Source organism: Embleya sp. NPDC059237 (assembly GCF_042754105.1).
Taxonomy (GTDB): domain Bacteria; phylum Actinomycetota; class Actinomycetes; order Streptomycetales; family Streptomycetaceae; genus Embleya.
This window is the reverse complement of sequence record NZ_JBHZAE010000002.1, coordinates 389,756-407,253: the sequence shown is the minus strand read 5'-3', so window position 1 is coordinate 407,253 and position 17,498 is coordinate 389,756. Positions and strand designations below refer to the sequence as shown.

The following is a 17,498-nucleotide window of genomic DNA, read 5'->3' as shown; positions in this document are numbered from 1 at the left end:
TCGTCGAACTCGGGTTTTCGGCAGGGAGGTTCGAGGACGGGCGGGGCGGTCGTGGCGCCTTCGGCGGCGCCGGCCGCCGCCGCGCTCAGTCGTCGTCCAACAACCCCGACCGCCGCCGAAGCAGCACGAAGGTGAATGCCATCGCGATGGCGAACAGGATCAGCGAGATCACGCACGCCGCACCGGTGTTGAAGGTGGAGAACCCTTCCTGGTACACGAGTTGCGGCAGCGTCAGGGTGGTGCCCTGCGGATAGCCCGGCTCGAACGGCTGACCGGAGTTGCCGATGATGCCGCTGGCGACCTTCCCGGCGACCATCGCCTGCGTGTAGTACTGCATCGTTTGGATCACCCCGGTGACCACCGCGAACAGCACCACCGGCGTGATCGCCGGCCACGTGACGTAGCGGAACTTCTGCCAGGGCCCGACGCCGTCCAACTCGGCCGCCTCGTACTGCTCGCGCGGCACGTCGAGCAGTGACGCGGTGAAGATCACCAGCAGGTCGCCGATGCCCCACAGGGCGAGCAGGGTGAGCGCGGGCTTGGACCAGTCCGGGTCGGTGAACCAGCCCGGCTGCGGCAGTCCGGCGTCGCCGAGCAGGTTGTTCACCGGCCCGGTACCGGGGTTGAGCAGGAACGCGAAGCCGATCGTGGCGGCCACCGGCGGCGCCAGATACGGCAGATAGGACAGCGTGCGGAACAGCCCGGATCCGCGCTTGAGCCGGATCGCCAGCATGCCCAGAGCGAGCCCGAAGATCACCCGCAGGGTGACCATCACCACGACCAGCCACAACGTGTTGCGCAACGCCTGCCACAGCGCCGGGTAGTCGTTGAAGACGTAGTTCCAGTTGCGGGTGCCCACCCACACGGGCGGGTTGATCAGGTCGTAGCGCGTGAACGAGTAGTACACGGTCGCGCCGAGCGGATACGCGAAGAAGACCGAGAAGCCGATCAGCCACGGGGACAGGAACGCGAGCGTGCGCAGGTTCCGCCGGCGGCGCTGCCTGCGCAGCGCCGCCGGGACCTTCGCCGCCGCGGGGGCGGTCGTGGTCATCGGATCACTGGACCTGGGCCACGTCGGTGTCGATCTGCTTGTCCAGATCGGCCAGACCCTTGCTCGGGTCGCCACCCCCGCCGGCCTCCCACTTGTACGCGAACTCCTGGAAGGTCACCTGGTACTTGCCGCCGTTGGGGCTGGCGGGCGTGGTGTTGCTCGCGGGGTGCTTGAACGCGTCGATGAACGGCTTGAAGTGCTCGTCGTTTGCCAGCGGCGACGCGGCCAGCGCGGCGTTGGTGGTCGGCACGTTGTGGATCGCCCCGGCGAGCTGGTTCAGCGCGTCGGTGTCGGTCGTCACGAACTTGACGAACTCCCAGGCGGCGCGCTGGTGGTGGCTGGACTTGGCGATGCCGATGGTGGTGCCGGTCAGGTAGCTGCGGCCGTACTTGTCCAGCTGGTCGTCCGGGACCGGGAACGGCGCGGTGCCGTAGTTCAGGTTCGGCGCGTCCTTCGCGATCATCGCGGTGCGCCACTCGCCGTCCATGGTCATCGCGAGCTTGCCGCTCATGAACGGGTTCTCCGCGGAGAACTCCTCACCGAAGGTGGTGCGGAACTTCTCCAGCTTGTCGAACCCGCCCTGGCTCTCCACGAATTGCCTCTGCCAGTTGAGGAACTGCGGGACACCCGGGTCCTTGGCCAGGGCCGACTTGCCGTCGGGCGTCTGGTAGGTCGGACCGTACTGGGCGAGCACGTGCGCCGGGGTGAACTCGTAGGCGTGGAAGGTGGGCAGGAAGCCCGCGACCTTGAAGGTGCCGTCGCCGTTGAGCTGGTTGAGCTTCTTGGCCGTCGCGATGAGTTCGCTCATCGTCTTCGGCGGGCCCGCGATGCCCGCCGCGGCGAACATGTCCTTGTTGTAGTAGAGCCCGTAGGAATCCGCGAGCAGGGGCAGCGCACACCGCTTGCCCTGGAACTGGGTGTAGTCCATCACCGCCTTCGGGAAGGTGGTGGTGGGATCGATGTTGGACTGGGCCAGCCACGGCGCGAGGTCGAGCCACGAGCCCGACGAACAGAACTGGCCGACGTTGTCCGTGGTGAACGAGGACACCACGTCCGGGCCCTTGCCCGAGCGGATGCCCTGGGTGATCTTGTCGTCCGTCACGTTGGAGACGATCTTGACCGTGATGTTCGGGTGCGACGCGTTGAACTTGGCGACCAGGTCCTTGACCGCCTTGGTCTCGCTCTCGGCGCTCCAGCCGTGCCAGAAGGTGATGGTGACCTTCTTGTCGGGCGCCTCCGAGGCGCCGGTGCCGGACCCCGAGCCGCCGTCGTCGCCGGCGCACGCGGAGGCCATCAGAGCGAGCGTGGCGGCGCACGCGAGGGTCGTGAGGGAACGACGGAGCCGTGGGAGTCTGTGCACTGGGTCCTCCTCCGGAGATGGCGGCGGCGCGGCCGGGACGAGCGGCGCCGTGGTCCTGGCGGTGGTACGGGTGCTGCCGGTGGCGCTGGGTGTGCCTGGACGGGGGTGTGCCCGGGCGAGGGTGGGCCCGGGGCGGGGTACGCCCGGGTGCCGACGGGTCGCGGCGGTGGACGGCGTCGGGTGGCGCGCGTACGGGGATGGGCGTACGAGGACGGGCGTGCGTGTACGAGGTGGGTGTACCGGGTGGGCCTATGGGGTGTGCGTGGTGCGTCAGGTCGTGGTGAAGACGACGTCGCGCGCGACGTCGAGCGCCGCGTGCACGGCGCCGGTGAGCACGGGGTTGGCGGGCACGTCGCCGAGCACGACGCGTGGGCGCGGGATCGCGAGGCGGTGCAACTCGTCCACCACACGTGAGCGCAACGCTTCGCCGCCGGCCATCGGGATGGCCCCCGACAACACGACGAGTCCCGGATCCAGGACCGAGACGATCACCGCGATCCCCACCGCCAGCCGGTTCGCCAGCTCGTCGAGGAAGGCGCCGCCGCGCGGTTCGGTCGCCCGCACCGCCCGGGCGACGGCCTGCGGCGCGGTACGACTGCCCACGCCGTAGGCACGGGCCAGGGACAACACCGCGGGCGCGCCCGCGAGTTGCTGGAAGCCGCCGGTGTTGCGCCGGCTGACGTCGTGCGGCAGCGGCGCGCCGGGCATCGGCATGTAGCCGACCTCGCCCGCGCCGCCGGTCGAGCCTCGGTGCAGTCGGCCGCCGATCACGATCGCGCAGCCGATTCCCTCGTCGACCCACAGCAGCACGAAGTCCCCCGCGTCGCGGGCCGATCCGTCCCGCTGCTCGGCGAGCGCGGCGAGGTTGACGTCGTTCTCCACGTCCACCGTCAGGCCCAGCGCCTCGCGGATCTGGTCCAGCACCCCGGGGGAGTGCCAGCCCGCGAGGTGGCGGCCGTAGCGGAACTGCTCGGTGGTCGGGTCGAACGCGCCCGGGATGCCGATCACCATGTGCGCGAGATCGGCGAGGTCGAGCCCGGCCGGCTTGGCGGCGGCCCGGACCGCCTCCCGGATCCGGCCCGGCGTATCGGCCGACTCCCGGCGCGGGGTGGCCAGTTCGTGCTCGCCCACCACGCGTCCGGTCAGATCGGCGATGGCCACCCGGATCCGGGCGGGCGTGACGTCCAGGCCCGCGACGTGTCCCGCCGCCGGGTTGATCTCGTACAGCTGGGCGCCGGGCCCCCGGCCGCCCTCGGTGGTACCGACCCCGACGACCAGGCCCGCCGCCTCCAGGCGGGAGAGCAGCTGAGAGGCGGTCGGCTTCGACAAACCGGTCATCGAGCCGATCTGACCCCGGGACAGCCGCCCGTGCCGCAAGAGGAGTTCGAGCGCGGCCCGGTCGTTGATGGCCCGCAAAAGGCTCGGCCGCCCGGCCTGCTCCCGCCCGGACGCTGTCGCGCCGCGCTCGGTGCTCCCGGCCATGAGCGGTCTCCCTTTCGCCACTGTTAGGAAACCTTCCTAAGAGTTGTAGAGGAAATTAGGCCCGCTCTCTCGGCACTGTCAAGGGTGTCCGGCAAGGTCGTTCGCCTTGCCCGACAAGGGAGTCCGTCCGCCGGAGCCGGCGCGGGGCCGACGTGCGGCTGCCCGGCGGGCCCATCTGCGGGCCTGCCGGGCAGCACGATCGAAGAAACAGGATTGTGGGTGGAGCTACGGACGACTGCTACCGGTGGGTACTACCGACCCGAAATACCCACCGGCGGCCTCGACTTCGCGCGGACCCCGCGCGAGCCGGCATCCTCAGCACGGTCCGAGGTCGAGCCACACCCCCCACTGTCCGGTGGTTCCGGGGGTCTCGCCCTGGGTCCACCACTTGGCGCGGTAGGTGTGCCCCTGGTACGAGACCGTGTTGCCGCCCACGTAGACGGTGTTCGCGTCCCACGGCGGCGCGGAGCAGTTGCCCGGACCGGTGCCGACCGTCAGCCGGTAGTCCACGCTGTGCGTGGTGGAGGTACCGGTGGCGGTGACCGTCACCGTGTACGTCCCCGGCGTCGCCGTGGAACTCGCGGACAACTTCAGCGACGACGACGCGCCGGACTGGACGGTGCCGGGAGTGAACACCGCGGTCACGCCGGTGGGCAGGGTCCCGGTGGCCAGCGTGAGCTGCTGCGGGGTGCCGCTGATGGTCGCCGTGGTCAGCGACGTGGTGACATCCCCGCCGGGCGTCACGGTGCCCTGGGTCGGGTTGAGCGAGAGGGAGAAGTCGGGGTTGCCCGGACCGGAACCGACCGTCAGCTGGTACTGCGCGCTGTGCGTGGTGGCCGTACCGGTGGCGGTGACCGTGATCGGGAACGTCCCCTGGGCCGCACCCGCGCTCGCCGTGAACTTCAGCGACGAGCTGTTGCCCGACTGCACGGTACCCGGGGTGAACACGGCGGTCACGCCGCTGGGCAGGGTCCCGGTGGTCAGGGTGAGCTGCTGTGCGTTGCCGCCCGTGGTCGCGGTGGCGACGGAGGTGGTGACGTCACCGCCGGGCTGCACGCTGCCCGAGGTCGGGTTGAGCGAGAGGGAGAAGTCGTCCGGGTTGCCGACACAGGTCGGGTCGCCGGTCTGGGCGGGCAGGCTGACGGCGTCCCAGGCGGCCTTGGTCTTGTTGAACAGCGCGCAGGTCGGGTCGAGGCTCTTCGCCGCGGTCAGCGTCGTGGTGCGGTACTTCTTGTAGGTCATGCCGCTGGTCTTGAGCAGCATGCCGCCATAGAAGACCTTGCCCGCGTTCTGGATGCCGACGCCGGCCAGCGTGGTGTTGTTGCAGGTCGGGCTGCCGGGCTTGCCGTTGCCTGCCGGGGCGGTGCCCTCGGCGAGCAGGTAGAACCAGTGGTTCAGCGGTCCGGCCGCCTTGTGCACCTCGGTGTTCGGGATCGAGGAGCTGTAGCAGTCGGGGTCGCCGTTGGTGGACGGCTTGTACATGTAGCGGATCGGGCCCTGGCCGACCAGGTTGACCGTCTCGCCCACCGTGTAGTCCGGCGAGTCGAAGGAGGTGGGCTCGTTGGTGTACGCCTCGGTCAGCGCGCCGAAGATGTCGCCGGTGCCCTCGCCGAGTCCGGCTTCGCGGCTGGTGCCGCCGGGGGTGAACTGGTCGATGCCGTGGCCGAATTCGTGGCCGACGACGTCCATCGAGCCGATCCACTGGTTGGCCTGGTTGTGGCCGATGGAGACGGACGAGCCGTCCCAGAAGGCGTTGATGTCGCTGATGCCGACCTTGACCGGCCAGCTGCCGCCGGTGCCGTTGTGGCCATTGCGACCGAGCCAGTCGCGGAGCATGTTCCACTCGTTTTGCGCCGCCCACATGACGTCGACGCAGCCGGTCTCCTTGCTCGACGCCTGGCCGTTGCCCCACGAGTCGGTGGACTTCGTGAAGACCTGGCCGGTGGCGTTGTCGGCGCAGCTCAGACCGGGACGGGTGGAGTCGCGGAGGGAGTAGGAACCGGCCGAGCCGCTGGTCTGGATGGTCAGCGGATTGGGGCCGTTCCACTGGCTGTTGCCGGTGCCGGCCTTGACGTCGTCGACCTTGTCGAGGACCTGGCCGGTGCTCGCGTCGACGAACACGTGCAGTCGACTGGGGGCGGTGTCGGTACGGCCGGTGACCACCGTTTCCCACGCCAGGTTGCTGTTGCCGTCGAGGACGTGGACGACGAGGCGGTGCGATTCGACCTTGTCCACGACCGGAAGCTGGGCCTTGGAGGTGGCCTCGGCGGTGCCGGCGGCCACGGTTGCCCGGGTCGGGACGGATATCTGCGCGCTGGTCGCGGCCTGGGTCCCGCGGACCCGGCCCTGACCGTCGGCCATGACCACCGCGTCGCCGCCGACGACCGGCAGGCCGCGGTAGGTGCGCTGGTAGGCGACCGAGTACAGGTCGTTGATCCAGGGGGTGACGAGCTGACGTTCGAACTTCTCGTCCGGGCCCTTCGCGAGGGCGTCCAGACCGTTCGCGACTGCCCGGTCGGCGGCGGATACCGCCTTGTCCTGCGAGCTTGCGGGGGGAGGGGAGGACGGTTCGTTGGTACCGGCCGAGGACGGGCCGACCGCGCCGATCGCCAGGCCGGCGATCAGGGCGAGCACGGTCCCGGCCGTGGTCGTTCTGCGATTCATCGAGGCTCCTTGGGAGGGGACATGCCTCGACCACGTCGCCGACGTGCACCGCGGCGCTGGGGAGCGACACGGGCGACCGTGCAGGCCGGGTACGTGCCCGAGCGAGCGAAACACTCACACGGGTGTGGGGTGGCGGAGAAGCGCTCGGCGGCGATCGGCTAGTTCTGGCAAATGCTCGGGGCCGAACGGAATCCCGGACGACGGGGCCCGTTTGACGGGTCGGGGCGACGGGTCCGGATGAGGGATTCGGGCGATGCATCCGGATGACGGATCCGGGTGACGGACGACGCCTTCCGGTCGCCTGCCGATGATTAGCGGTGAAATATCGGGCAACTCTCAAGATCCGGCAACCGGGTCGGATCCGGAACACCGTACGGACCGACCCGGACCGGACGGGCGCACCGGACCGGGGCGGGGCGTACCGAACCGTGCGGGGCGCACCGACCCGCACGGACGTACGGACCCAGGAGGCGACGTTGGCCGGCAGCACAGCGACGACCGGGCAGTCGAGCGGCGGTGGCGACGGGACCCCGGGCGGTGGTTCCGGCGGCGGCTATTCGGAGAACCTCGGCCACGTCATCTTCATCACGGCCGCCGCCGCCATGGGCGGATTCCTCTTCGGCTACGACAGTTCGGTGATCAACGGCGCGGTCGAGGGCATCCGGGGCAAGTTCTCGCCCGGTTCCAGCCTGCTTGCCCAAGTGGTCGCCGCCGCGCTGGTCGGGTGTGCGATCGGGGCCGCGATCGCGGGCCGGATCGCCGACCGGATCGGGCGCATCCGGGTGATGCAGATCGCCGCCGTGCTGTTCGCGGCCAGCGCGGTGGGATCCGCGCTGCCGTTCGCGCTGTGGGACCTGGCGCTGTGGCGGGTCCTGGGCGGCACGGCGATCGGGATGGCCTCGGTGATCGGTCCGGCGTACATCGCCGAGGTCGCGCCGCCGGCCTATCGCGGCCGGCTCGGCTCGTTCCAGCAGGCCGCCATCGTCACCGGCATCGCGGTCTCGCAGTTGGTCAACTGGGGCATCCTCAACCTGGCCGACGGCGACCAGCGCGGCAAGCTGATCTTCGGCCTCGAGGCGTGGCAGGTGATGCTCGGCGTGATGGTGCTGCCGGCCGTGCTGTACGGCCTGTTCACCTTCACCATCCCCGAGTCGCCGCGCTTCCTGCTTTCGGTCGGGCGGGAGGCGCAGGCGCGGAAGGTGCTCGCCGAGGTGGAGTCCGACGACGTCGACCTGGACGCGCGGGTGGCGGAGATCCGGGCGGCGATGCGGCGCGAGCACAAGTCCACGTTCAAGGACCTGTTGGGCGGTGGCGGGTTCGTGTTCCTGCCGATCGTGTGGATCGGCATCGGGCTGTCGGTGTTCCAGCAGCTCGTCGGGATCAACGTGATCTTCTACTACTCGGCGTCGTTGTGGCAGTCGGTGGGCATCGACCCGAACAGCTCGTTCCTGTACTCCTTCACCACCTCGATCATCAACATCATCGGCACGATCATCGCCATCTCGCTGGTCGACCGGGTGGGCCGCAAGCCGCTCGCGCTGGTCGGTTCGACGGGCATGGCGATCTCGCTCGGCCTGGTCGCGTGGGCCTTCTCGGCCCGCACCGGGAAGGGCAAAAACATCAAACTTCCGGACACCGAGGGCACCGTCGCGCTGATCGCGGCCCACTCGTTCGTGCTGTTCTTCGCGCTGTCGTGGGGCGTGGTGGTGTGGGTCTTCCTCGGCGAGATGTTCCCGAACCGGATCCGCGCGGCGGCGCTGGGGGTGGCGGCGTCGGCGCAGTGGATCGCGAACTGGGTGATCACGGTGTCGTTTCCGACGTTGTCGGACTGGAATCTGTCGGCCACGTATGTGATGTACGCGTGCTTTGCGGTGTTGTCGATTCCGTTCGTGGTGAAGTTCGTGCCGGAGACGAAGGGCAAGACGTTGGAGGAGATGGGGTGAAGGTGGGGCGGCCGGTCGGTCGGCCCGACCGGCCGGGGGTCGGTGGTTTCGTCGAGCTTGGGCCGGGGCTCGGCTGTGGGGCTGGGACTGGGGCTGGGCTGTGGGGCTTGGGCTTGCGCTCGGGTTCAGCCGAGGTCTCGGTGGCGGAGGCCGGTCAGGCCCGTGATGGGCAGGATGGCGGCGAGGGTGAGCAGGCAGGCGTACGGCGTGGCGGTGACGTCGGCGCCGGGCAGCTTCGGCAGGTGGGCGAACGGTGATACGTCCAGGAGCGCCTGCGGCAGCTTCAGGGCCGGGCCGAGCCAGCCGAGCGCGATCACCAGGCCGACCAGGCCCCAGACCGCCGGGGTGAGGCGGGGCAGGGCGCCGACGATCAGGACGGCCAGGCCGGTCATCACCCACACGGCGGGCGTCTGGGCCAGGGTGGCGAGCAGGACGCGCGGGAGTTGGCCGGAAACATCCCCCACGGTGATCCCGTACGACAGGCCCATCGCGAGGCCGCCGGCGGCCAGGACGGCGGCCGTGCCGAGGTAGGCGACCACCAGGTGTCCGCCGGCCCAGCGCAGTCGGCCGACCGCGTTGGCGAGCAGCGGTTCGGCCCGGGCGGCGGTCTCCTCGTCGCGCAGGCGCAGGATCGCACCGGCCGCGAACACCACGCAGATCAGGCCGAGCAGGCCGATCAGGGTGGACAGGAACGCGTCGGTCAGGTCGATGTGGCCGCCCATGCGGCGGACCAGGTCACGGGTGCCGTCGTTGTCGCCGACGATGTCCTTGGCGCCGTCGGCGATGCCGCCGAACACCGCGCCGCCGAAGGCGAGGCCGATCGCCCAGGCCGCGAGGGTGCCGCGTTGGAGGCGCCAGGCCAGGCCGTATGCGCCGGCCAACGACGCGGGGGCGTGGGCCGGTCCGGGGCGTGGGCGGATGAAGCCGGCGCCGATGTCGCGCCGACCGGCGAGGGCGTACGCGAGCACGGCGCACCCGGTGGCGAGGGCGGCGGAGGGGAGCAGGGCCCACCAGCGGTCGCCGGCGAAGGGGCGGACGTTTTCGGCCCAGCCGAGGGGGGTCACCCACACGAGTGGATGGCTGCCTTCGTCGGCCGCGGGTCGCGCCGCGTCGCCCGCCGCGCGCAGGACGAAGGCGACGCCCAGGACGGCGACGGCGATGCCGCGGGCGAGGCGGGTGTTCTCGGTCAGTTGCGCGGACACCGCCGCGATGCCGGCGAAGACCATGCCGGTCAGCGCCACGGCGGTGCCGAACGCGAGGGAGCCGGCGGTGGATTGGCCGGCGCCGCGCAGGACGGCGGTACACAGGAGCAGCAGCGCGAGGTTGGCCAGGGCGGCGCCGGCCAGGGCCGCGGTCAGGGGCGCCCGGCGGCCGACCGTCGCGGCGGACAGCGCCTCCTGACGACCCGTCTCCTCTTCGTCGCGGGTGTGCCGGATCACCACGAGCAGGCTCATCAGGCCGGCGAGGAGGGCGACGGTGGCGCCGACGCGCCAGACGGTGAGGGCGCCGTAGGAGTCGGCGTAGACCGCACCGTACAGGGCCCGGAACGAACCGTTGGCGTTCATGTCGTGCGCGACGTCGGCGCGTTCGGCGGCGGTGTCGTACAGCTTTTCGAGGGAGCGTTCGGTGCTGAAGAGGGTGCCGACCAGGGCCACCACCCAGACCGGGATCAACACGCGGTCGCGGCGCAGGGCGAGGCGGATGAGGGTGGGGGTGCCGGCGAGGTGGCGGGCCGACGCGGTGGGGGCGGGGGTGATGGCGGTGGCGGTCATCGGGACACCACCACGGGGTGGGTGTCCTCGGTGCGGTAGTGGCGCAGGAACAGCTCCTCCAGGGTGGGCGGGCTGCTGGTCAGGCCGCGTACGCCGATCTCGGCCAGCCGGCGCAGCACCGGGTTCAGGTGCTCGTTGTCCACCTGGAGCACGGTGTGGTCGCAGTCGCCGCGCAGGTCGTGCACGCCCGGGAGGTCGGCCAGGCCGTCGGCCAGGCCGTCGGCCGGGCCGGTGAGTTGGACCCGTACCGTGGTCCGGCTCAGGTGGCGCAGGTCGGCCAGCGAACCGGACTCGACGGTACGTCCGTTGCGGATGATGCTGACCCGATCGCACAGCGCCTCGACCTCGGCCAGGATGTGGCTGGACAGCAGCACGGTGCGGCCGCGGTCGCGTTCCTCGGCGACGCAGGCGCGGAAGACCTCCTCCATCAGCGGGTCCAGGCCGGAGGTGGGCTCGTCCAGGATCAGGACGTCCACGTCGGAGGCGAACGCGGCGACCAGGGCCACCTTTTGCCGGTTTCCCTTCGAGTAGGCGCGGCCCTTCTTGGTCGGGTCGAGTTCGAACCGGTCCAGCAGGTCGGCGCGCCGGGCCGGGTTCAGGCCGCCGCGCAGCCGGCCGTACAGGTCGATCACCTCGCCGCCGCTGAGGTTGCGCCAGAGGGTGACGTCGCCGGGTACGTAGGCGACCCGGCGATGCAGGGCCACCGCGTCGCGCCACGGGTCGCCGCCGAGGAGGGTGACGTCGCCCCGGTCGGCGCGGATCAGGCCGAGGAGCACGCGGATGGTCGTGGACTTGCCGGCGCCGTTGGGGCCGAGGAAGCCGTGTACCTCGCCGGTCGCGACCTCGAGATCCAGGCCGTCGAGGGCGTGCGTGCGCCCGAAGGACTTGTGCAGACCGGAGACGCTGATCGCCGTGTTCATGTTTCAGAACATACGCGTCCTTCAGAAAGTTGTGAAGTTAAGAAAAGTCAAGAATCATGAAGACGAAGCGGCAGCGTGCTTCGTGGGTGCCCGGAGGGTGGTCGTAAGGTGAGCCGGATGCGAGAAGAAGAGTCGGTGGCGAAGCGGGACGAGGCGGCCGTCGCCCGCTACGTCGAGCGCTTCGCGGGCGAGCTGACGGATGCCGGCATGCAGCGGATGGGCGCGCGCGTGTTCGCCGCCCTCCTGGCGGCCGACTCGGCGAGCATGACCTCGGCCGAACTCGCCGAGTCGCTGCGGATCAGCCCGGCGGCGGTGTCCTCGGCGATCGGCTACCTCACCCAGGTACGCATGGTCCACCGCGAACGCGAGCCGGGTTCGCGCCGGGACCGCTACTGCCTGCACGACGAACTCTGGTACGAGACCTACGGAGAGCGCGACAAACTCCTCAGCCGCTTCGAGACAATCCTTCGAGACGGCGCCCAAACCCTGGGCCCGGACACCCCGGCAGGCGCCCGAGCCCTCGAATCCGCCGACTTCTTCGCCTTCCTCCAGGAAGAATTCGTCGGAGTCATGCAACGCTGGCGAGCCCGCTCCGCCAGGTAGCCCCCGGCCCTCGGCCCCGCCCAGGCGGCCCCCGCAAACCCGAACCCGCATCGGTGCGGGATGATCACGGGCTGATGGGGAGGGTCCCCGGAGTGCTGGTTAAAGTGATCGCCGTGACGGGGACTGCAGGGTTGCTGGTCGGGGGCCGCTACCGGTTGGTCGCACCCATCGGGCAGGGCGGCATGGGGCGCGTGTGGCGCGGTCATGACGACGTCCTCGACCGCGATGTCGCGGTCAAGGAAATCCTGCTGCCCCCGGGCATCCCCGACGTGACCCGCGACCAGCTGATCGCCCGCACCCAGCGCGAGGCCCGCGCCACGGCCCGGCTCCAACACCCGGGCATCGTCACCGTGTTCGACGTCACGGAGCACGGCGGCACCCCGTGGATCGTCATGGAGCTCGTCCGTGGCCGCTCGCTCGCCGCCGAACTGGCCGAGCACGGCCCCTGGCCGTGGCAGCGCGCCGCGGTGCTCGGCGCGGACCTGGCCGACGCTCTCGCGCACGCGCACGCCGCGGGCGTGGTGCACCGCGATCTGAAGCCCGACAACGTCCTGGTCACCGAACACCGCGCGGTCGTCACCGACTTCGGCATCGCCCGCATCCTCGACGACGTCATGCAACTGACCAGCACACACACCGTCATCGGCACGCCGCACTACATGGCCCCCGAGCAACTGGAGGGCCGGCAGGCCGAGGGTGCGGCCGACATGTGGGCCCTGGGGGCCACGCTCTTCGCCGTCGTGGAGGGCCGACCGCCGTTCGACGGGCCGACGTTGACCGCGGTCATCACCGCCGTACTCACCGGCACGCCGCCGGACGCCCCGCACGCGGGCCCGCTGGCCGCCGTCCTGCCCACACTGCTGGCCAAGGACCCCCGGCAGCGCCCCGACGCGCCGACCACCGCGCAGCGTCTGCGCGACGTGCCCGCGCCGCGCGAACAACCGCCGCCGGCCGTGACGATCGTCAATCCCCGGATCCACGACGCCCCGACCCGGTCCGCCGCCGGCACGCCTCCCACCGCATCGCCGCCCGAAGCGGATGCCGGGTCAGGACAACCGGTCGCACCCCGCCGGCCGAGCCGCCGCACCCTGCTCATCGGCGGCGGTGTCGCCGCCCTGGCGGGTGCGGCAGGCGGCGCCGTCGCCTGGTCCCGCGGCGGCGACGGCTACGAGGACAAGTCCCTGTTCCGGTTGACGGGGTACGGCAACGCGGTGAACACCGTGGCCTTCAGCCCGGACGGCCGGACACTGGCCGGCGGCGGGGGGATGGCCAAGTTCGAGGATCCTGCCGCGGGCGACACGGTCGTGCGGCTGTGGAACCTCACCGACCGCGGCCTGGCCGCGACACTGCCCGAGCCGACCGCGAAGATGCTCCGTTCCGTGGTGTTCAGCCCGGACGGGAGGACGCTGGCCGGCGTCGACTACGGCAAGACGGTGCGGGTGTGGGACGTACGCGCCGGCACGGTCGACACGACCTTCGCCCTGAGCTCCGGCGGCTTCGACAACACATGCTCGGTGGCCTACAGCCCTTCCGGGGCGTTCCTGGCCGGAGCCGACGGCTACGGCGTGCGGCTGTGGGACACGGCCGGCTATGCCGACGCAGGCATCATGTACGGACACGACGCCTACGACAACTCGCTCTACACGCTGGCGTTCAGCCCCGACGGCAGGCTGCTGGCGACCGGCGGCGCGGCCGAAGCCGTGCGGATCTGGAACTTCGCCTCACGCACGATCACCGCCACGCTCACCGGCCACGACACCACGGGGGTATCCGGAGTGGCGTTCAGCCCGGACGGCAAGATCCTGGCAACCGCCGCCCACGCCGTGACGCTGTGGGACGTCGCCACACGGTCCCCGCTCGGCGTTCTCAAACACAAGTACGCGGAATCGCTCGCGTTCAGCCCCGACGGCCGAAGGTTGGCGACCGCGGGCAACGACAACGACATCCGGCTGTGGGACGTCGCCCGGCGCACCCGGGTCGCCACACTCACCGGCCATACGGACACGGTGAAGTCGGTCGCGTTCAGCCCCGACGGGACGACCCTGGCCGGCGGAGGCGACGACCGCACCATCCGTATCTGGAGAGCTCCGGCGTGAGCGCCACCCTTCAGCCGGTCCGGCGTTTGAGGACGCCTGCGCGGGCATCCGCGAACGGCAGCTTGGTTCGCCGAACGCAATTCAGCCCGTCCGGCGTTTGAGGACGCCCACGCAAGCTCCCGTGAACGGCATCCGGGTCCGCTGAACGCGACCCGTTTCAGCCGGTCCGGCGTTTGAGGACGCCTGCGCAGGCACCCGTGAACGGCAGCCTGCTTCGCTGAACGCGACCCATCCCAGCCCGTCCGGCGCTTGAGGACCCTCAGGGCGTGCCGGGCTCGATCGGCACGTTGGGGCATTGCGCGCCCAGCCGCTGGAGCGTGTCGAGCTCGGTCGGGTCGACCGCCAAGTCGTACTTGGTCTTCACGATCACCCAGTCCGTGAGGTACGTACAGCGCGCCCCCTCATACGGCGGCAGCCACGTGCTCGGGTCCTGATCGGCCTTGGAGCGGTTGTACTTCGCCGTCACGGCCACCAACGCCCGAGGCTGGTCGAGGTCGTTGGCATACGCCTCGCGCTGCTTCGAAGTCCACGCGGACGCGCCCGAGTCCCACGCCTCGGCCAACGGCACCATGTGGTCGATGTCCAGCCCGGCCGCGCCGTCGACGTAGGCATCTTCGTAGTAGGAATACCAACGCCCCCCGGCAAGAGCGCACTTGGCGCCGATCTCGGGCGGAAGCACGGCCTCGTCGATCAGTACCTCCGCGCGGGTCGTGCAACCGTTCTTGTCCGCGTCGATCCAGTGCCGGAACGCGGCGCGGTCATAGCCGGAACGATCCTCCTCCGCGACCCGAAGATTGGCGATCGCGTCGTGCAGCGGAATGCGCGTGGCCGACGCCGTCGCCCCCGCGGCCGGCGCCGTTGCCCCCGCGGCCGGCGCCGCCACAGCCGTGCTCGGCGTGAACAGCAGCGCGCCGATGCTCGTTGCCGCCACCACCAGGGAGGCCATCCGGCGCCCAGTGGTCATCGTCCTGGTCCTCGTCACCGTCATCTGAGTCATCGTCATCGTGTCGCCCCGGAGTCGTCGTGATCAGGTTCGCGGTCCTGTTGTAGCGACTGACGGGACGGGATCGGCGACGACGCGGATCGGGCCACTCGAAAGAGTGCAACCGGCAGGAGCGGATGGCCTGTTCGGTAGTGTCGCGCCGTCTCGTCGCCCGATGCGAACAAAGGATGAGCCGATGAACGACGGTGCCGGTTTCGCGGACACATCGCCGACCACCCTCGCCGACCTGCTCGGACGCGCGCAGGTGATGGACATCGGCATCCGGCCGCTGTGGGGCCCGATGCCGCGCGTCGCCGGCCCCGCGTTCACCGTGCGGTGTCCGCCGGGGGACAACCTCATGCTGCACGCGGCCATCCATCGCGCCGAGCCCGGCTCGATCGTCGTGGTCGAATCCGGCGATGTGGACTACGCCTTGGCCGGCGGCAACGTATGCGCCGTTGCGCGGCGGCGCGGGATCGCGGCATTCGTGGCCGACGGGGTGATCCGGGACCTGGCGGAGGTACGGGAGATGGGCTTCCCCGTCTTCGCCCGGGGCGTGATACCCATCCCCGGCACGAAGGCGGCCGTGACACCGCTGAACACCCGGGTGCGCTGCGGCGGCGTCGACGTGGACCCCGGCGACATCGTGGTCGCCGACGAGGAGGGCATCGTGGTCGTCCCGAGCGCACGCCGAGCGCAGGTACTCCACGACGCCCAACACAAATCGGCCAAGGAAGCCGCCGAAACCCCGACCGACTGGGAGACAGCCCACCGCGCTCGAATCGACGCCCTGCTCACGGCCAACCAGCCGACCGATTGACGGCTTGATGTTGGTTACCCCGGGTGACCTCGGCTCGGCCTTGGCGGCGGCGACAACCGAGGGGCCGCGGCTTTGACGCGCGCGACGAGGACAGCCCCGGTGCTCCCCCGTACGTTGTGCCGACCAGGCGCGAACGGAGAGTGGAGCCCAGGATGAGCGAACGGATCCCGTCGGAGATCACGCGGTCGGCGCCCGGGACGGGCGAGCGCACGCATGTGAAACCGGACGTGCAACAGGTGCTCTCGGGGCTTGCGGAGGGGCTGCGAAGCGGGTGGCCGGTGCCGGGGATCGCGATCAGCGTCGTCGATGGGACCGGCGAGTCGACGTTCGTCACCGCGGGGTTCGCGAACGCGGAGTCCGGGGCGCCGATCTCGCGTCGCACGCGCTTCGAGATCGGTTCCATCAGCAAGACCTTCACCGCCTTCCTGTTCGGCGTACTGGCGGACGAGGGGAAGGTGGACCTCGACGCGGCGGTCGCCGATTACCTGCCCTGGTTCGCGCCGAACGGCGGCTCGCGCGCGATTACCATCCGGCACCTTCTGCAGCACACCTCCGGCTTGGTGACCGGGGCCGACACGCTGCCCGATGCCGCCGCCCGCGGCTACGCGCTGCGCGATGCGAGGACCTGGGTCGAACCGGGTGAGCTGTTCCATTACTCCAACGAGGGCTACAACCTGCTGGGGTTGATCGTGGAGCAGGTGACGGGGCAATCGTTGGCGGACGCCATGACCGAACGGCTGCTGCGCCCCCTGGGCATGCGCGACTCGGCGGCGCGGATCACCCACGAGGACATCGCCGAACTCGCCACCGGGTACCGGTTCCTGCGCGACGACCGCCCGCCGCTGCCGTCGACCCCCCTCGCGCCGGCCGGCTTCTTCGAGTATTCGTCGGCCGACGGGAACGTCCTGGCGACCGCTTCCGACCTGGGCCTGTTCGCCCGCATGTTGCTGGGCCGGGGCGCCCTGGACGGCACCACGATCCTCGGGCCGGAGCGTTTTCGGCAGCTCCTCACGGTGCCCGCCGACACGGTCGGCCGCGGCTACGCGTGCGGCGTGGGCGTGGAAGTGATCGACGGCCGCACCTGGCTGACGCACGCCGGCGGGATGGTCGGATACCGCTCGTACCTCGCCGTGGACATCGACGGCGGGCACGGTGTCGCCGTGCTGACCAACGCACCCGGCGAGTGTCGCATCATCGACCGTTTCGCCCGCCATGTGCTCGCCGTCGTCCAGGGAGCCCCGGCGGACCCGGCACTGTTCGACCCGGAGCGGATCCCCGACGCCCGGCGCTACGTCGGGGTCCACGGAACGGCGCCGCGTCGGATCCGCGTCGAGTCCGCGGGGGACGACCGCCTCACGCTCACCTCGGAGGGGGTGACCGGCAAGCTGTACGACGCGGGGGACGGGCGGCTGGTGTGCGATCACCCGGAGTGGTCCGCCTACCACCACTCCCGGGACGGACGCTGGCTCTACGGCCCCGAGTCACTGGGCCCCGACCCGGCTGCGCCGAGCGCCCCACCGCACGCACTCGTGGGTCGCTACCGGAGCTACACCCCCTGGTATCCGGCTTTCGACATCGTGCAGCGGGCGGGACGCCTGCACATGACCGCCGCGACCGGCGTGGAAGCGCCCTACGACGAACCGGAACTCGTCCCGCTCGACGCCGAGACGTTCCGCATCGGAGCCGACCCCCGGCTGCCGGAGCGCCTGACGGCCGGCCCCGCCCCGGACGGCGCGGTCCTCTGGGTCGACGTGGACGGATGCTGCTACACACGCTCGTTCCGGAACCAGCCGAAGCCGTGACCA

The 17,498-nt window shown here is 70.8% G+C and carries 12 protein-coding genes; 5 read left to right on the top strand and 7 right to left on the bottom strand.

The features are described 5' to 3' along the window. Window positions 1-85: 85 nt before the first annotated feature. From ACFXKZ_RS08675 to ACFXKZ_RS08660, 4 genes are all read right to left on the bottom strand, one after another. A complete protein-coding gene (locus tag ACFXKZ_RS08675) occupies window positions 86-1,051 on the bottom strand; it encodes a carbohydrate ABC transporter permease (protein WP_379997920.1) in 966 nt (321 codons plus the stop codon). 4 nt (window positions 1,052-1,055) lie between these two features. Further along, window positions 1,056-2,345, bottom strand: coding sequence for an ABC transporter substrate-binding protein (locus tag ACFXKZ_RS08670; protein ID WP_379997918.1), 1,290 nt, complete (start codon window positions 2,343-2,345; stop codon window positions 1,056-1,058). A 336-nt stretch (window positions 2,346-2,681) separates the two neighbouring features. Further along, the gene (locus tag ACFXKZ_RS08665) at window positions 2,682-3,893 is read right to left on the bottom strand and encodes an ROK family protein (protein ID WP_379997916.1); all 1,212 of its coding nucleotides are present in this window, start codon (window positions 3,891-3,893) and stop codon (window positions 2,682-2,684) included. 315 nt (window positions 3,894-4,208) lie between these two features. Beyond that, entirely contained in the window at window positions 4,209-6,557 is a 2,349-nt protein-coding gene (locus ACFXKZ_RS08660; protein ID WP_379997914.1) for a M4 family metallopeptidase, read from the bottom strand. Window positions 6,558-7,033: 476 nt separating this feature from the next. Here ACFXKZ_RS08660 and ACFXKZ_RS08655 point away from each other — a divergent pair, with 476 nt between their 5' ends. Then, the gene (locus ACFXKZ_RS08655; RefSeq protein WP_379997912.1) at window positions 7,034-8,500 is read left to right on the top strand and encodes a sugar porter family MFS transporter; all 1,467 of its coding nucleotides are present in this window, start codon (window positions 7,034-7,036) and stop codon (window positions 8,498-8,500) included. Between the two features lie 125 nt (window positions 8,501-8,625). Here the strand turns inward: ACFXKZ_RS08655 and ACFXKZ_RS08650 are convergent, their stop codons facing one another. Next, on the bottom strand, window positions 8,626-10,272 hold the full coding sequence (locus ACFXKZ_RS08650; protein WP_379997910.1) for an ABC transporter permease: 1,647 nt from the start codon (window positions 10,270-10,272) through the stop codon (window positions 8,626-8,628). Then, entirely contained in the window at window positions 10,269-11,192 is a 924-nt protein-coding gene (locus tag ACFXKZ_RS08645; RefSeq protein WP_379997908.1) for an ATP-binding cassette domain-containing protein, read from the bottom strand. Before ACFXKZ_RS08645 ends, ACFXKZ_RS08650 begins: the two co-directional genes overlap by 4 nt. A 117-nt stretch (window positions 11,193-11,309) precedes the next feature. On the opposite strand from ACFXKZ_RS08645, the gene ACFXKZ_RS08640 reads away from it, so the two are divergent. Together ACFXKZ_RS08640 and ACFXKZ_RS08635 are read left to right on the top strand one after the other, a co-directional pair. Beyond that, complete coding sequence (locus ACFXKZ_RS08640) at window positions 11,310-11,795, top strand: GbsR/MarR family transcriptional regulator (RefSeq protein ID WP_379997906.1); 486 nt, start codon at window positions 11,310-11,312, stop codon at window positions 11,793-11,795. Window positions 11,796-11,908: 113 nt separating this feature from the next. Then, the gene (locus tag ACFXKZ_RS08635) at window positions 11,909-13,891 is read left to right on the top strand and encodes a protein kinase (protein ID WP_379997904.1); all 1,983 of its coding nucleotides are present in this window, start codon (window positions 11,909-11,911) and stop codon (window positions 13,889-13,891) included. 259 nt (window positions 13,892-14,150) lie between these two features. Here ACFXKZ_RS08635 and ACFXKZ_RS08630 read toward each other — a convergent pair whose 3' ends face one another. Then, window positions 14,151-14,855: an HNH endonuclease family protein gene (locus ACFXKZ_RS08630; RefSeq protein ID WP_379997902.1), complete on the bottom strand. Its 705-nt coding sequence runs from the start codon at window positions 14,853-14,855 to the stop codon at window positions 14,151-14,153. 214 nt (window positions 14,856-15,069) lie between these two features. Here ACFXKZ_RS08630 and ACFXKZ_RS08625 point away from each other — a divergent pair, with 214 nt between their 5' ends. Together ACFXKZ_RS08625 and ACFXKZ_RS08620 are read left to right on the top strand one after the other, a co-directional pair. After that, window positions 15,070-15,693 carry an RraA family protein gene (locus ACFXKZ_RS08625; RefSeq protein ID WP_379997900.1) on the top strand — a complete coding sequence of 208 codons (624 nt, stop codon included), beginning with the start codon at window positions 15,070-15,072 and terminating at the stop codon, window positions 15,691-15,693. A 152-nt stretch (window positions 15,694-15,845) separates the two neighbouring features. Continuing rightward, window positions 15,846-17,495 (top strand): serine hydrolase domain-containing protein, encoded by a 1,650-nt coding sequence (locus ACFXKZ_RS08620; RefSeq protein ID WP_379997898.1) that lies wholly within the window; start codon window positions 15,846-15,848, stop codon window positions 17,493-17,495. The last annotated feature ends 3 nt before the right edge of the window (window positions 17,496-17,498 follow it).

Coding starts and splice junctions, on each gene's coding strand:
- ACFXKZ_RS08630 (WP_379997902.1), bottom strand. CDS start 14,855: ATGACCACTGGGCGCCGGATGGCCTCCCTGGTGGTGGCGGCAACGAGC.
- ACFXKZ_RS08660 (WP_379997914.1), bottom strand. CDS start 6,557: ATGAATCGCAGAACGACCACGGCCGGGACCGTGCTCGCCCTGATCGCC.
- ACFXKZ_RS08675 (WP_379997920.1), bottom strand. CDS start 1,051: ATGACCACGACCGCCCCCGCGGCGGCGAAGGTCCCGGCGGCGCTGCGC.
- ACFXKZ_RS08640 (WP_379997906.1), top strand. CDS start 11,310: ATGCGAGAAGAAGAGTCGGTGGCGAAGCGGGACGAGGCGGCCGTCGCC.
- ACFXKZ_RS08645 (WP_379997908.1), bottom strand. CDS start 11,192: ATGAACACGGCGATCAGCGTCTCCGGTCTGCACAAGTCCTTCGGGCGC.
- ACFXKZ_RS08665 (WP_379997916.1), bottom strand. CDS start 3,893: ATGGCCGGGAGCACCGAGCGCGGCGCGACAGCGTCCGGGCGGGAGCAG.
- ACFXKZ_RS08625 (WP_379997900.1), top strand. CDS start 15,070: ATGAACGACGGTGCCGGTTTCGCGGACACATCGCCGACCACCCTCGCC.
- ACFXKZ_RS08650 (WP_379997910.1), bottom strand. CDS start 10,272: ATGACCGCCACCGCCATCACCCCCGCCCCCACCGCGTCGGCCCGCCAC.
- ACFXKZ_RS08620 (WP_379997898.1), top strand. CDS start 15,846: ATGAGCGAACGGATCCCGTCGGAGATCACGCGGTCGGCGCCCGGGACG.
- ACFXKZ_RS08670 (WP_379997918.1), bottom strand. CDS start 2,345: ATGGCCTCCGCGTGCGCCGGCGACGACGGCGGCTCGGGGTCCGGCACC.